The organism is Novacetimonas sp. GS1 (assembly GCF_036686925.1).
Taxonomy (GTDB): domain Bacteria; phylum Pseudomonadota; class Alphaproteobacteria; order Acetobacterales; family Acetobacteraceae; genus Novacetimonas; species Novacetimonas hansenii.
Window position 1 is genome coordinate 2,432,007 of the sequence record NZ_VSZP01000001.1, and the last position, 13,787, is coordinate 2,445,793.

13 protein-coding genes are annotated in these 13,787 nt (G+C 58.3%); 4 read left to right on the forward strand and 9 right to left on the reverse strand.

Annotated features, from left to right (window positions below):
- Window positions 1–2 precede the first annotated feature (2 nt).
- Together FYB92_RS10770 and FYB92_RS10775 are read right to left on the reverse strand one after the other, a co-directional pair.
- Complete coding sequence (locus FYB92_RS10770) at window positions 3–986, reverse strand: HlyD family efflux transporter periplasmic adaptor subunit (RefSeq protein WP_332828629.1); 984 nt, start codon at window positions 984–986, stop codon at window positions 3–5.
- Window positions 987–1,260: 274 nt separating this feature from the next.
- Window positions 1,261–1,797, reverse strand: a complete 537-nt coding sequence (locus tag FYB92_RS10775) for a MarR family winged helix-turn-helix transcriptional regulator (protein WP_048859213.1) — start codon at window positions 1,795–1,797, stop codon at window positions 1,261–1,263.
- A gap of 170 nt (window positions 1,798–1,967) precedes the next feature.
- Between FYB92_RS10775 and FYB92_RS10780 the strand changes: the two genes are divergently transcribed.
- Window positions 1,968–4,205 (forward strand): FUSC family protein, encoded by a 2,238-nt coding sequence (locus FYB92_RS10780; protein ID WP_117129666.1) that lies wholly within the window; start codon window positions 1,968–1,970, stop codon window positions 4,203–4,205.
- Here FYB92_RS10780 and FYB92_RS10785 read toward each other — a convergent pair.
- Both FYB92_RS10785 and FYB92_RS10790 read right to left on the reverse strand, forming a co-directional pair.
- A complete protein-coding gene (locus tag FYB92_RS10785) occupies window positions 4,145–4,756 on the reverse strand; it encodes a DNA-3-methyladenine glycosylase I (protein ID WP_075595377.1) in 612 nt (203 codons plus the stop codon). The genes FYB92_RS10780 and FYB92_RS10785 overlap by 61 nt on opposite strands.
- The gene (locus FYB92_RS10790; RefSeq protein ID WP_332828630.1) at window positions 4,753–6,009 is read right to left on the reverse strand and encodes a DUF763 domain-containing protein; all 1,257 of its coding nucleotides are present in this window, start codon (window positions 6,007–6,009) and stop codon (window positions 4,753–4,755) included. Before FYB92_RS10790 ends, FYB92_RS10785 begins: the two co-directional genes overlap by 4 nt.
- Here FYB92_RS10790 and FYB92_RS10795 point away from each other — a divergent pair.
- Window positions 6,008–6,280, forward strand: a complete 273-nt coding sequence (locus FYB92_RS10795) for a hypothetical protein (RefSeq protein WP_332828631.1) — start codon at window positions 6,008–6,010, stop codon at window positions 6,278–6,280. The two genes, FYB92_RS10790 and FYB92_RS10795, sit on opposite strands and share 2 nt — an antisense overlap.
- Window positions 6,281–6,470: 190 nt before the next feature.
- Here the strand turns inward: FYB92_RS10795 and FYB92_RS10800 are convergent, their stop codons facing one another.
- From FYB92_RS10800 to ppdK, 3 genes are all read right to left on the reverse strand, one after another.
- Window positions 6,471–6,956 carry an Rrf2 family transcriptional regulator gene (locus FYB92_RS10800; protein ID WP_247067802.1) on the reverse strand — a complete coding sequence of 162 codons (486 nt, stop codon included), beginning with the start codon at window positions 6,954–6,956 and terminating at the stop codon, window positions 6,471–6,473.
- Between the two features lie 331 nt (window positions 6,957–7,287).
- The gene (locus FYB92_RS10805) at window positions 7,288–8,190 is read right to left on the reverse strand and encodes a pyruvate, water dikinase regulatory protein (RefSeq protein WP_075595376.1); all 903 of its coding nucleotides are present in this window, start codon (window positions 8,188–8,190) and stop codon (window positions 7,288–7,290) included.
- A 59-nt stretch (window positions 8,191–8,249) separates the two neighbouring features.
- Window positions 8,250–10,922: a pyruvate, phosphate dikinase gene (gene ppdK, locus FYB92_RS10810; RefSeq protein WP_048859212.1), complete on the reverse strand. Its 2,673-nt coding sequence runs from the start codon at window positions 10,920–10,922 to the stop codon at window positions 8,250–8,252.
- A gap of 214 nt (window positions 10,923–11,136) precedes the next feature.
- Between ppdK and FYB92_RS10815 the strand changes: the two genes are divergently transcribed.
- On the forward strand, window positions 11,137–11,400 hold the full coding sequence (locus FYB92_RS10815) for a hypothetical protein (protein WP_141312747.1): 264 nt from the start codon (window positions 11,137–11,139) through the stop codon (window positions 11,398–11,400).
- Window positions 11,375–11,857, forward strand: a complete 483-nt coding sequence (gene bfr, locus FYB92_RS10820) for a bacterioferritin (protein ID WP_003619408.1) — start codon at window positions 11,375–11,377, stop codon at window positions 11,855–11,857. The genes FYB92_RS10815 and bfr overlap by 26 nt, the downstream gene beginning before the upstream one ends.
- A gap of 121 nt (window positions 11,858–11,978) precedes the next feature.
- Here the strand turns inward: bfr and FYB92_RS10825 are convergent, their stop codons facing one another.
- Both FYB92_RS10825 and FYB92_RS10830 read right to left on the reverse strand, forming a co-directional pair.
- Window positions 11,979–12,242: a bacterioferritin-associated ferredoxin gene (locus FYB92_RS10825; RefSeq protein WP_003619405.1), complete on the reverse strand. Its 264-nt coding sequence runs from the start codon at window positions 12,240–12,242 to the stop codon at window positions 11,979–11,981.
- A 267-nt stretch (window positions 12,243–12,509) separates the two neighbouring features.
- Window positions 12,510–13,724, reverse strand: a complete 1,215-nt coding sequence (locus tag FYB92_RS10830) for an NADP-dependent isocitrate dehydrogenase (protein ID WP_332828632.1) — start codon at window positions 13,722–13,724, stop codon at window positions 12,510–12,512.
- Between the last annotated feature and the right edge of the window lie 63 nt (window positions 13,725–13,787).

The window sequence follows — 13,787 nt, forward strand, 5'->3', positions numbered from 1 at the left end:
GGTCACTTCGCATTGGCAAGAAACAGGCTGTCGGGCCACCGTATGGTGGGATCGGCACGGACATAGCCATCACCCGTCATGCCGGATTTCAGCATCGTCCCATATTGCCGTGCCGTTTCCGGCGAGACCTGAAGTTTCACGCGATAGACCAGCTTTTCACGTTCAGTCGTCGTTTCAACATATTTCGGTGTAAACTGCGCTTCGGGTGCAACAAAGGAAACCCTGGCGGGGATGACCTGCCGGTGCAGCGCATCAAGCACGATGCGCGCCTGGTCGCCCACATGCAGCCCCCCTGCGACCCCTGCCGGGTAAAAAACCGTAAGATACATGTCAGACGGGTCCAGCATGGCGCCAATACGGCCCCCACCGGGCACCACGGCTCCTTTTTCCACGATGCGATATTCAATGCGCCCGGATACCGGGGCATGCAGGACCATGTCACCAACGACCGTCCCGGCGCGATCGGCCTGTGCCTGCGCGGCCTGCATGGCCGCGTCTGCCGCCGCCACTGCATGGCCTGCCGCCTGTAACGCCGCATCATGGGCGTCGTACTCCGCCTGCCGCTGCTGCACCTCCATATCAGAGACAAGGTGCTGGCGCGCCATTACATGCACATGGTCAAGTTCAAGCTGTGCCAGATGGGTTGCTGCCTGCTGTGCGATGCGTTCGGCCTGCGCGCGCTGCATCATCTCATGCGCCTGGAGTACCTGCGCGTTTGCCGCAGCAAGCTGCGCCCGGGCCTCTGCATCGTCCTCACGCGCGAGGACCTGCCCCGCGGTGACATCATCTCCTTCGGAAAACGCAAGTTCGGTGACACGACCGGGATATTTCGCCGCGATGTCGATACGGGCAAGTTCCAGCCGCCCGTTCGCCCGCGCAATGCCCATCGGGAGTACATCGCGATGCGCGATATAGAACCACGCCGCCCCGCCACCAGCAATCATGATGGCAAGCCCGGCACCAATCAGCAGGTCACGGGTATTCACGCGCACACACCGGTGCATACGCGCGGATTCTTCGTGCAAAGACGCGACAAATATCCTGCTCCCATCAATCTTTTACGCGCGACCTGCCCTGACACCACCAGTACGGGCAACAACGTTATAACGGCCATTACAGTGTATAACAGGGATCGGGCAACAGCCGATTACATATTCAAATCGATTAACGCCCACAGGCGATCCCACAACCGGGCCCTTAACGTGTTCCGCGATGATCCATGGGGAAATATCATCCCTGCCGCAGATGACAACACGGGCATCAGCCCCCCCTTTCCGATGGCTTACCCCGCGGCAGACTGGTGCAGGATGTGGGCTCGTTCTCCTCCTGCGACAGCATTTCCGCGTAACGCAAGATCCGCGAAAGCGCGTGCACCGTCTGCCCCATCATGTCGGTGGGAATGTCACACAGCAGGCGCCCCTCCAATTCGGCACAGATTTCATGCAGGCGCGCGCATCTGTGCTTGCCACCAGGGGTCAGGAACAGGCTCTTGACGCGCCGGTCCACCGGATCGGGACGGCGTTCGACCAGTCCTTCCTTCTCCAGCAGGTCAAGCACGCGCACCAGCGCGGAACTGTCGGTATTCATCGCCTGCGCCAGGTCACGCTGCGATACACCATCGGGCATCATCATCAGATAGGCCAGTGGACGCATCATCGCCATGCTCATCCCCTCGGGGCGGATGGCACGATCAAGCACAAGGCGCCACGTATTGGACAGGCGCATCATCAGGAACGTTATGCGCATGTCCTGAAAACCGCTTCCTTCGAGATCGGGCATGGGGGAACGTACTGACATGATGCTCCAACGTATCTGTCGTGGTGGGCCTTCGATATCATGAAGGAAGGTGGCCGGGGTGCCGGAATTCTGCACGGCATCCCCGCACGCCCGGCGCAGGCATTTCCAATGCACACATAACATTGACATGGCAATCATTGTTATGAAACTAATGTGGCTCTTCCCAGCGGATGACTGTCCATGTCCCCTTCCTTTATGTCCCGGTCCATCGCGCCCCCCCTATTTCCCGGTCGCCCTTGCCGCATCCGGCATGGGGGCGCGCGTTGGTAAAATACCTGTCACGCCTGTACGACATCTTTCGCAACGATGGGCAATGGCGATCCTTCATGGCCACGGCGGCATTCAGCGCACGCGTACTGGTGTCCATGAGCATCGCACTGTTTCTGGCCTTCAGTTTCCAGTTGCAGTCCCCGATGAGTTCCGTCACCACCGTCATGATTGTCGCCAACCCGACGGTTGGCGCGCTGGTATCCAAAAGCATCTGGCGCATGATCGGGACGGTCCTGGGCGCGATCATCAGCGTCGCGCTGATGGCAACCTTTGTACAGTCGCCCATCCTTTACATCATGGGATTGTCAGTCACGGTGGGGCTGGCATGCATGGCGGCCACTTTCCTGCGGCTTTTCCGCGCCTATGCCGCCGTGTTGACGGGATATACCATCGTCATCATCGCGGCCCCCGCCTTTGGCGATCCCGATGGCATCTTCCTCAGCGCGCTGTCACGCCTGTCCGCCGTGGTGGTTGGCATCGTGACCACGGCGGCGGTCTTTCTGGTTACCTCCCCCCGTCGCTCCGACCCGCTGCTGGAACAGATCCGCACCGTGTTCTGCGATACCATCCGTTATGTCCTGTCACGCCATGACGGGGGGGCGAGCACCACGACGGATGGCGCATTCCATGCACAGCGCGCAGGCATGCTCGCGCGGATCGCCAGCCTGTCCGATGCGGTGGAATATGCCGCAACGGACAATTACGACATCAGCGTCCGCCACCGCGAAATCCGCGCAGGGCTTGCACGCCTGTCGGGCATTGTTGCGTCATATCATCCCCATGCCGTCATTGCCTTGGGGGCCGTTCCCGTATCGGCGTCACAGGACGCCCCCCCGGCCGACGGGCGGATCGCGGAACTGATGCGCACGTTGCTTCAGACGATGGAGAATGTACCCCTGTCCGAAGGGTGCCCGCCTGCCTGCCGGCATATCGCCAACACGCGCGAAGCCCTGCTGGAACAGGCGGAACACAGCCCTTCCCCCCGGCAACTGCTTTTCCTTGATGATGCGCGTGATCTTCTGTCGCGACTGGAACATGCGCTGTGCGACCTTGCCCATCGCGGGGGCAATGACCGCAGCCTGCGCCTGCGACCTTATATGGAGTGGCCAACAGCCCTGCGCAATGGCGCACGAGGCGCACTGACAACCCTGCTGGCTGGCCTTGCATGGTATGTCCTGCACTGGACGGGGGGGCCGATGATGATGCTGTATGTCGTCGCAGCCTCCAGCCTGCTGTCCACCGCACCATCCGCATCACGGGCATCAGGGCTTCTGGCCAGTGGGACCGCACTTGGCGTGCCGGCGGGGTTGCTGTGCCACCTGTTCATACTGCCCCGGATTGATGGCTATCCCCTGTTATGCCTCAGCCTTGGCCTGTTCCTGCTGCCGGGCATATGGTTGCAGTTCAATCCCCGTCTGGGGATCGCCGCATTCGGGTATTCCGTGTTTTCCACAATCATGCTGCAGGTCAATAACCCGATCCATTACAATGACATCCCACTCATGAACGAATGGGTGGCGATCCTGATGGGGTGCTGTATGCTGGTCCTGTCGTTCCGCGTCATCCTCCCACCAAACCATCGGCTGGACGGGGCACGGCTGGTGGCGTCACTTTCCCGCAGTGTCCGCAGCCTCGCACTTGCACGGGCTTCCTTTCAGGGGCAGTGGATCGTCTGGGAACACCTGCAACTGCAAAAAGTCGCACGCCTTGCCATGCGGCTGTCATTCTGCGCCCCTGCGGAGGTAACGAACCTTTACGTCGATGCGGCACTTGCGGCAATTTCACTGGGACGACTGGTGGAACGCCTGCATCGGCTGGCGGATCGTGCCGATATATCGCTGCCTGAACGTCAGCAATTACTTGCGGCATTGGGGGCTTTCGAAACGCTGACGCGCGATCCATTGGCAACCGCACGCACCTTGCACAATATCTGCACCAGGTCTGGCGCGGGGCAAGCCCTGACCACCCTGTCGCCACGACGGATGGAGGCCCTTGCCTGCATGGAGCAAGCCGAGCAGATCATCGTGGATATCCCCGCTTTCCTTGACCGCAATGGCCCGATCCAGTGGTCCGATGACTATCCCCGGGCGCGCGAATTCCTTCGGGCCGCGTATTCGGGCGGCGCCATGTCTGGATAATGGATGCATCCGGGGTCATGATCCACGATCATCCCCATCGCCTGCATCCAGGCATAGACGATAACCGGTCCGACAAAACGGAACCCGCGCGCGCGCAGGGCTGCCGACATCGCCTGGGACAGGGGGGATTGCGCCTGTACCTGTCCTGTACGGTTATGGACAGGGCCGTCAGGCGTCATGCTCCATGCGAATGTCGCAAAATCCTCGCCCTGTTCGTGCATGCGCAACAGGGCACGGGCATTGCCAATCGTGGCCTCGATCTTGCGCCGTGCGCGAATGATGCCCGGATCAGCCATCAGGCGGGCGATGTCGCCTTCATCGAACGCCGCGACACGTACGGGATCAAAACCGGCAAAGGCACGGCGGAAACCCTCACGCCGTTTCAGGACCGTGACCCACGACAGGCCCGCCTGGAATCCCTCCAGCATCAGCCCCTCCCACAGGGCGCGTCCATCATGTACGGGCTGTCCCCATTCCTCGTCATGATAGGTGGCCAGCAACGCATTGTTGCCCACCCATGCGCACCGACGTGCGGTGACAGGGGCGTTCATCCTCCGCACTCCATCCCCAATGTCGGTGGGGGCTCATGGCCGAAAACGGAACGCCCGCCATATGCGTGGGAGCGATGACGTTCACCCGCGATGAATTGCGGCAGCGACGGGCCGGTAGCATGACGTTCAAGGCGCCGGGCCTGCCGGTCAAGGCGGCGGATGGCGTCAAGACGCTCTTCATTCCCCAGCTTTGCCGCAGCGACCGCCGCTTTCATGACCGAAATCGTGCGGTCATAAACTGCAACCGGCACAGGATAGGGTTCGCGATCTTTCCCCCCATGGGCAAGGGAAAAGCGTGCCGGGTCCGAAAAACGGCAGGGCGCGCCATGCACAACCTCCGCCACCTGCGCCAGTGACAGCACGGTGCGTGCGCCGACACCGGGCACCAACAGCAGTTCGGCAAAATCCTGTGGTCCGCATTGTGCCGCCGCGGCCAGCGCGCCATGCAGGCGACGCAGGACAACATCGGCCGGTCGCACGTCATGATGAGCGGGCATCAGCAGATGAGGCAGGAATGGCATATCCATGCTGCCCGGCGTTGCCGTCCCACGCAGACGCGCGACTTCGTCCACAATGCGATCCGGCCCCAGATTGCCAAGCAGTTCGAGTTGCCCCAAACGCGAAGACGCGGCGCGATGATCCGTCAGATTGACGATCTGTCCCTGCCGCCGTCCTTCTATGGCAGCATGCGGCGCCTCCACGAAACTGCGTAATCCTTCTGACAGCCAGTGATAACGCCGTGCAAGGCGGTGCGTGCCGTTCATACCCTGCTGCACGACGGTCCAGTTTCCATCATCCGTAACGATGAAGCCATGCAGATACAGGTCAAACCCGTCCTGCACAGCCGCGCTGTCCACCTTTGCAACCAGCCGGCTGGCCCGTACCCACGCAGCGGCATCCCCGCCGGTCCGTTCGCCCACCAGCAACAGTTCATCGGGCGTACGGCGCGAATGCCGCCCCCTGCCGCCACAGACATGCAGCCCAAGTTCATGCGATACTGGAGCCAGCCCCCGCTTGAGCGCACCAATCACACTTGTCGTAATGCCAGAGGAATGCCAGTCCATGCCGATGACCGCGCCAAAGGACTGAAACCAGAAGGGATGGGCAAGGCGCCGAAGGAATTCATCACGTCCGTAATGATGGATGATGGCCTGCGCGATAATACCGCCAAGACGGGCCATACGCTGTCCCAGCCATTGGGGCACCCGTCCCCCATGCAGCGGCATATCCGCGCTGCCTGCCCGTTGCGCCATGTTCCGCCCCCCCCAGAACATTAAGGAAACACGACCGATAACACAAAGCCTGCCCATGGGCTATTATGCAAATCGCAAGAACATGGCCGCCGTGGGTATGACGTTAGAAAAATCACCTGAAATCACGTTGAATTTAAGAAATGATTTGGAATCACCCCATCGACAGGTGATGGGTTTTTATTATTTACCATTATTTTTAATAAGTAGAGTATTTCCCAATATATTTGAAAAATACTCTCAAGAAATTTTTATGATCCCAGTAGGTGAATAACAAAAAAAATCTCTAATATTCTTTATTATACATTGATGTGACTTCTGTAAATTTTTAAACGACTTCTGACGGTTATTGATATCAAAATTTAAAAAAACACATTCATATATTTTATTTATAAAATATGCTCTGAAATTTTCATATTTATGATTTTTTATATTATCATTAATAAAATACATGCCATAAAATACTATTGCGCCATATGATCAGGTTTTTCTGTATCCACAACCTGTGTAATGGCGAAAATCTGCCGCAGAACGACGCAGTCCTCATCGGTCAGCAAACTGCCCAGCGTGGCCCCGTCCAGCACCATCATGAACGCGTCGATTGCCTGACCCAGTAATCCACGCAGGCGGCAATGTCGCGCCAGAACGCAGGAACGGCCATCAACAGTCGTGGGTTCACACGCGACAAGGTTCATATCTTCTTCGGTATAGCGAACAACATCACCAATTCGGATTTCATCCGCCGCACGTGCCAGTGTTAATCCGCCGCCGCGTCCACGCATCGTCTGAATGAAGCCACCACGCCCAAGTTTATGTATGACCTTGACGAGGTGATTTTCAGAAATGCCGTATGCATTCGCGACTTCGCGTATCGAGACCCTGCGGTCTGTATGCAGTCCCACATAAAATAATGTCCGCAAGGCGTAATCAGTATGTAAAGTCATCCGCATATGGACGTCATAACATCCGTCCCAAGCGTGCGAAAGAGAAAAAAAAGATACTAGTTTTATCTATGTTTCAGTAAATAACTTCAAATTCTTCATTTACGCCCGTAACCCGCGCCACCCGTGATCGCAGGGAGGATGCCCTTCTTATCATCACATATTCGTGATAAAATAATGCGACTGGTCGATTACTTTCATTCAAAAGATACATCGACGAATCCCGTAAATGCTTTTGTAAATACGCGATCTTTGAAAACAGGAATGCCGCCCGAATAAAACGACACGCCTGTATACATCCCTGTATTATCAGGAATGATTGCAGATACCCTGCGCGATTTCAGGAATTTCCGCGAATGTCGCCTGTGCGCTCTGCATCCACGGGATTTGTCATCCGGCGCAACGGGGGATGCGACATCATGTCGATGATCGCCGCTGCGGTTTCTTCCACCGAACGATGCGTCACGTTAATGACCGGCCAGCCATGCTGGGCACATAACCGCCGCGCCCAGACCAATTCTTCCTGTACGCGTGTCGGGTCAACATATGGGCGCATGGATTCATCTGACACCCGGCGTCGGGCGAACTTACGCCCCGGCAGCATCATCCCCACACGCGACCTACGGATTTCCACCAGCGTATGCGGGTCGATCATCAGTCCGACCACCGTTCCCCTGTATTCCAGCAATCCATCGGGAAGCGCCACCCCCTGCACCAGCGGAACATTCGCCGCGCGCACCCCACGATTGGCAAGATAAAAACAGGTCGGGGTTTTCGATGTTCGCGAAACCCCCACCAGTACCACATCCGCATCTTCGAGGGATTTGACCCGCTGCCCGTCATCATGACCGATGACATATTGCATCGCGTCAATCCGCCGTCGGTATTCATCATCCATGACATACTGACCGCCGGGATGGCGTTCCGCACGTGTCCCGGTTTCGCGTTCCAGAAAATATATAGTACTGTCGAGGATATTTTCCACCTGCACGCCCATGCTGCGACATCCCGTCCGCAGGGCTTCTCGCAGGCTTGGCGTCGTAAGAGAGGAAAGGACGGGGCCAGGTTCCGCCGCGATCCCCGCCAGAACACGCCCGACCTGTATCTGGGAACGGACAAGATTCCAGTTGCGCTGGATAAAGGACGAATCCCGAAACTGCGCACCACAGGCACGCACAACCGCTTCGAGTGTCTGGCCCGTAGCCTCCGACACCAGATGCAGGACAATCGGCTGACTATTCATATGCCTCTATACAGTGCGGTGCCGCCGCCATAATGACGGCACCGCCTGCCTCCGCGCTTTTACGCTGCCGCATTTTCCTTGCGATGGGCCAGTGCCGCCTGCGCCGCGGCAAGACGGGCCACCGGCACACGGAAGGGCGAGCACGAGACATAATCCAGCCCGACCGCCTCAAAGAACGCGATCGAATCCGGGTCTCCCCCATGTTCGCCACAGATCCCCAGCTTCAGGCCCGGATGCGTGGCACGCCCACGCTCCACACCCATACGCACCAGGGCCCCCACACCATCACGATCGATGGACACAAACGGATCCTTGGGCAACAGCCCATGATCGACATAGAACGGCAGGAACGAACCCGCATCATCACGCGACAGGCCAAAGGTCGTCTGTGTCAGATCATTGGTGCCGAAGGAGAAGAAATCCGCATGATGTGCGATTTCGCCTGCCTGGATCGCGGCACGGGGCAGTTCGATCATCGTGCCGATACGGTAATCAAGGGAGGCGCCACGTTCTTGCAGCACGGAGATGATTTCCGCCTCCGCCGCCCGTCGCGCGACCTCCAGTTCCGCCTTGGTCGCGACCAGCGGGATCATGATTTCAGGCACGATGCCCTTGCCCGTCTCGTCAGAAACCTGCAACGCGGCCTCTATGAGGGCACGGACCTGCATTGCATAGATCTCCGGGTTCGTCAGGCCCAGACGGCACCCGCGATGACCCAGCATCGGGTTCGCTTCAGCCAGGGAAGCACAACGGGCACGGATTTCCTCAACCGTCCGGCCCAGAGCCGTGGCCACTTCCGCGATTTCCCCCTCCGCGTGCGGCAAGAACTCGTGCAGGGGAGGATCAAGCAGGCGCACCGTTACCGGCAGGCCGGCCATGATGCGGAAGATGCTGACGAAATCATCGCGCTGGAACGTCAGAAGTGCATTGATCGCACGCTGCCGCACGGCCTCGTCATCCGCGATGATCATCTGGCGCACAAGACCGATGCGGTCGGGGCCAAAGAACATGTGTTCCGTGCGGGCCAGCCCGATCCCTTCCGCCCCGAAACGACGCGCGGTCTTCGCATCATCAGGAGTTTCGGCATTTGCACGCACACCAAGGCGCCGGGTGGCATCGGCCCAGCCCATCAACGTGTTGAAATCATCTGACAGGATGGGGGGGATGGTCGCGACACGCCCGAGATAGACTGCCCCCGTGCTGCCATCGAGCGTGATCCATTCCCCTTCCGCGATGGAATGGCCGTCGATCGTCATGACCATCGTGGTGTAATCGATATGCACGCTGCCGGCACCGGCGACACATACGCGCCCCATACCACGGGCAACCACGGCCGCGTGCGACGTCATGCCACCACGTGCCGTCAGCACACCACGCGCGGCGTGCATGCCATGCACGTCCTCGGGCGAGGTTTCGACACGCACCAGAATGACATCCTCGCCACGGGCGGCGCGGGCCTCGCATTCCTCCGCCGTGAACACGACCGCGCCAGAGGCCGCACCCGGCGACGCAGGCAGCCCACGGGTAAGCTGCACACGCTCCGCCTTGGGATCAAGGGCGGGATGCAGTAACTGATCCAGTGACGTCGCTGGCACGCGGCAGATGGCGTCTTCCTTGGAAATCAGCCCTTCACGCGCCATGTCGATGGCAATTTTCAGCGCCGCTGCCGCCGTGCGCTTGCCATTGCGTGTCTGTAGCAGATACAGCACGTTGCGCTGCACCGTAAATTCGATGTCCTGCATGTCATGGTAATGCCCCTCCAGCAAGGAGCGCACCCGCAACAATTCGGCATAGGCATCGGGCAGCACCGTTTCCATCGGATTCTGCCCTTCCTCCGCCCGTGCGCGCGACATCGGTTGCGGGGTGCGAATCCCGGCCACCACGTCCTCGCCCTGCGCATTGACGAGGTATTCGCCATAGAACACGTCTTCACCGGTGGAGGGATCGCGCGTGAAACATACGCCGGTTGCGCAGTCATCGCCCATATTGCCAAATACCATCGATTGCACGTTAACCGCCGTCCCCCATGAGGCCGGGATATCATGCAGCTTACGATAGGTATTGGCGCGCGGGTTCATCCATGAACCAAACACGGCCCCGATCGCGCCCCACAACTGCGCCTGCGGGTCGGAGGGAAATTCCTGCCCGGTATGTTCGCTGATGATCTCGTGATACGCCTTCACGACTTCGCGCCATTGCGTGGCGGAAATGGCGGTATCATCCACCACACCCAGCGTCCGCTTGAACTGGTCGAGCACGTCCTCGAAATGGTGATGGGCGACGCCCATGACGACGGAACCGTACATCTGCACGAAACGGCGATAGCTGTCCCATGCAAAACGTTCATCGCCCGAAGAGCGGGCCAACCCTTCCACGGTCGTGTCATTCAGGCCGAGATTGAGTACGGTGTCCATCATCCCCGGCATGGATACCCGCGCGCCAGACCGGACGGAAACAAGGAGCGGGGCGTCGGCATCGCCAAAACGCAGGCCCATGGCCTCCTCGATCCGCTGCATCGCCGCACCGACCTGGGCATGCAGGTCGTCAGGATATTTGCGCCCGTTGTCATAAAACGCCGAGCAGACTTCCGTCGTTATGGTGAAGCCCGGCGGGACCGGCAGGCCGATCGACGCCATTTCCGCCAGATTCGCGCCTTTTCCGCCCAGGAGGTTGCGCATCTCCGCGCGACCCTCGTTAAGGCCGTTTCCGAAACTGTATACCCACTTCGTCATGTCTGCTCGTTCCCACTTGCGATGGTATCACGCCCTGCATCCTGTTCTGGCGCAAGGAATGCAATGGCACGGCACCATATTTTTTCATATTGTTGTTTTTAGTAGGGCCAGATGGAAAAATTATGCGAGTTTAAAGGTTTCAGCAATAGATATTTTCGCATCATGGCAATCATGAAACATTAATAATGCGAATATATCGCAAATGATCGGCAACATGAAAGATGATCCGCCGGGTTGTGTTGCATTGCAGCATGTTTATTTCAATATTTTGCATTCACATGCCTGCCATGGACCTTTCTACTTGAGCAAACCCTTCCCCTTGGGCGATATCGGTGATACGCCCTATCCGGAAGAGGGGGACGACAGGCTTGGCGCCGCCCCTGTCATGAAACGCCATGCCCCGCGCGGGCATTCCTTCATGATCACTCCACCACACGACAAGGACAACAGGCATGATCCGCGATCCCAAGGTCATTGAACATCTCAACATCCAGCTCACCAACGAACTGACGGCCATCAACCAGTATTTCCTGCATGCCCGTACCCTCAACCACTGGGGCGTCACCCTGCTGGGCAAAAAGGAATATGAGGAATCGATTGAGGAAATGCGTCATGCCGACTGGCTGATTGAACGCATCCTGTTCCTTGGTGGCCTGCCCAACGTGCAGCGTTACAATCAGGTTCTCATCGGCCAGAATGTCGAGGAAATCCTGAAGTGCGACATGAAGCTGGAGGAAAAGGCGATCGCGGACCTGCGTGAAGCCATCGCCTATTGCGAAAGCGTGCGCGACTACGTCTCACGCGACCTGTTCCTCAAGATCCTCGACAATGAAGAAGAACACGAAGACTTCCTCGACCGTCAGTTCGACCTGATCAAGATGATCGGAATTGAACGCTATATCCAGCTCAACTCCGCTTCAGCCGAAAAAGAGTAAGCTGCCGCAGAAAGCATAAGCCACCGCCTGTGCCAGCCACCCCGCGAGGGTGGCTGGTGCATGGCGATGCCCCCCTCTATCCGACGATATCCTGTCCGACGGTATCCTGTCTGGCGATATCCTATCCGGGCAATTCCTGCGGCATGGCTGTCATGCCAGCGGAAAACCCACCCCCAGTCCCCGCCAGGTTGAGCACTGCTCCCTGCCGTTCATGTGCCGCCTGGCGCAATGCCCGGCGCAGCAGGCACAGAACCCCGGGAACACAGTTCCCGCACTGCGCCTTGCATCCTTTTGCCGCATAAACCTCCCGCGGGTGGGTGGCCCCATTGCTTACAGCGATATCTATATCTGTATCCGTCAGCATGTTGCACGAACAAACAAACATGAAACACCCATTCATTGCCGCGAGTCCGCATCACCATATATGAGAACAATTCTCAATATCAATGGGTAAAACCGCTTTTTCCGCACCTTCCCCAAACACGCCCTTGCGAACAGTGTCGCATGAAGTGATCCGCTCCTCCGGCCCCTCCCGGTTCTGATGGGATGAGCATGCGCATAATCACGAACGCCGCCACCCGGAAGAGGTGACGGCGTTCCTGAAACATCAGCCATGGCAAGGGCCTGCATAAAGGCCCCCTGAAGATATGCGTCAGCCCAGTTTCTTGCGCAGGCGTGCATCAAGGACATCAAGGAAGGGCTGCGTATCGAGCCATTTCGTCCCGTTTCCGACCAGTAGGGCGAGATCCTTGGTCATCTCGCCACCTTCCACTGTTTCAATGCAGACACGTTCCAACGCCTCGGCAAAGTGAATGACATCAGGGGTATCGTCAAAGCGCCCGCGATAGGCCAGCCCACGCGTCCATGCGAAGATGGAGGCGATGGGGTTGGTGCTGGTGGGGCGTCCCTTCTGGTGTTCACGGAAGTGACGGGTCACTGTGCCATGGGCGGCTTCGGCCTCCACCACATCACCGGTGGGGTTAAGCAGCACGGAAGTCATCAGGCCAAGGCTGCCGAAGCCCTGTGCCACAATATCACTCTCCACGTCACCGTCATAGTTCTTGCATGCCCAGACATACCCACCCTGCCATTTCAGGGCACAGGCCACCATGTCGTCAATCAGGCGATGTTCGTAGGTCAGGCCCAGCTTTTCGAATTCCGCCTTGAATTCGCGGTCATAAACCTCCTGGAACACGTCCTTGAACATCCCGTCATAGGCCTTGAGGATCGTGTTCTTGGTGGACAGGCAGACCGGAAGCCGACGGTCGCGTCCGTAAGAGAGCGAGGCGCGGGCAAACCCTTCGATGGATGCACGGGTATTATGCATACCCAGCGCCACGCCCGGCCCCTTGAAGTCATGCACGTCAAGCACCTGCTCCTCCCCGCCGTCAGCGGGCTGGTAACGCAGCGTGACCTTGCCCGGTCCCGGAATACGGGTTTCAGCCGCACGATAGATATCGCCATAGGCATGGCGGCCGATGACGATCGGCTTGGTCCAGTGCGGCACCAGACGCGGCACATTGGCACAGATGATGGGTTCGCGGAAAATCGTACCATCAAGGATATTGCGGATCGTGCCATTGGGCGAACGCCACATCTTCTTAAGGCCGAATTCCTTAACCCGGTCCTCGTCCGGGGTGATGGTGGCGCATTTGACACCCACGCCGTATTTGCGGACAGCCTCGGCAGCCTCAACCGTGACCCGGTCATCCGTTTCGTCACGATGGACAATCCCCAGGTCGAAATACTTCAGGTCGATGTCCAGATAAGGCAGTATCAGCCGATCCTTGATGAAATGCCAGATGATGCGGGTCATTTCATCCCCGTCCATTTCAACGACGGGATTTTTTACCTTGATTTTGGCCATATATTGGGTCCGCTTCTTTATTCTTACATCCATGCGGACATGGACGTTTCCTTCGGGCGAACA

Coding starts and splice junctions, on each gene's coding strand:
- ppdK (WP_048859212.1), bottom strand. CDS start 10,922: ATGACGAAGTGGGTATACAGTTTCGGAAACGGCCTTAACGAGGGTCGC.
- FYB92_RS10830 (WP_332828632.1), bottom strand. CDS start 13,724: ATGGCCAAAATCAAGGTAAAAAATCCCGTCGTTGAAATGGACGGGGAT.
- FYB92_RS10815 (WP_141312747.1), top strand. CDS start 11,137: ATGAAAGATGATCCGCCGGGTTGTGTTGCATTGCAGCATGTTTATTTC.
- FYB92_RS10785 (WP_075595377.1), bottom strand. CDS start 4,756: ATGAACGCCCCTGTCACCGCACGTCGGTGCGCATGGGTGGGCAACAAT.
- bfr (WP_003619408.1), top strand. CDS start 11,375: ATGATCCGCGATCCCAAGGTCATTGAACATCTCAACATCCAGCTCACC.
- FYB92_RS10775 (WP_048859213.1), bottom strand. CDS start 1,797: ATGTCAGTACGTTCCCCCATGCCCGATCTCGAAGGAAGCGGTTTTCAG.
- FYB92_RS10780 (WP_117129666.1), top strand. CDS start 1,968: ATGACTGTCCATGTCCCCTTCCTTTATGTCCCGGTCCATCGCGCCCCC.
- FYB92_RS10805 (WP_075595376.1), bottom strand. CDS start 8,190: ATGAATAGTCAGCCGATTGTCCTGCATCTGGTGTCGGAGGCTACGGGC.
- FYB92_RS10825 (WP_003619405.1), bottom strand. CDS start 12,242: ATGTTTGTTTGTTCGTGCAACATGCTGACGGATACAGATATAGATATC.
- FYB92_RS10795 (WP_332828631.1), top strand. CDS start 6,008: ATGTTCCGCCCCCCCCAGAACATTAAGGAAACACGACCGATAACACAA.
- FYB92_RS10800 (WP_247067802.1), bottom strand. CDS start 6,956: ATGCGGATGACTTTACATACTGATTACGCCTTGCGGACATTATTTTAT.
- FYB92_RS10790 (WP_332828630.1), bottom strand. CDS start 6,009: ATGGCGCAACGGGCAGGCAGCGCGGATATGCCGCTGCATGGGGGACGG.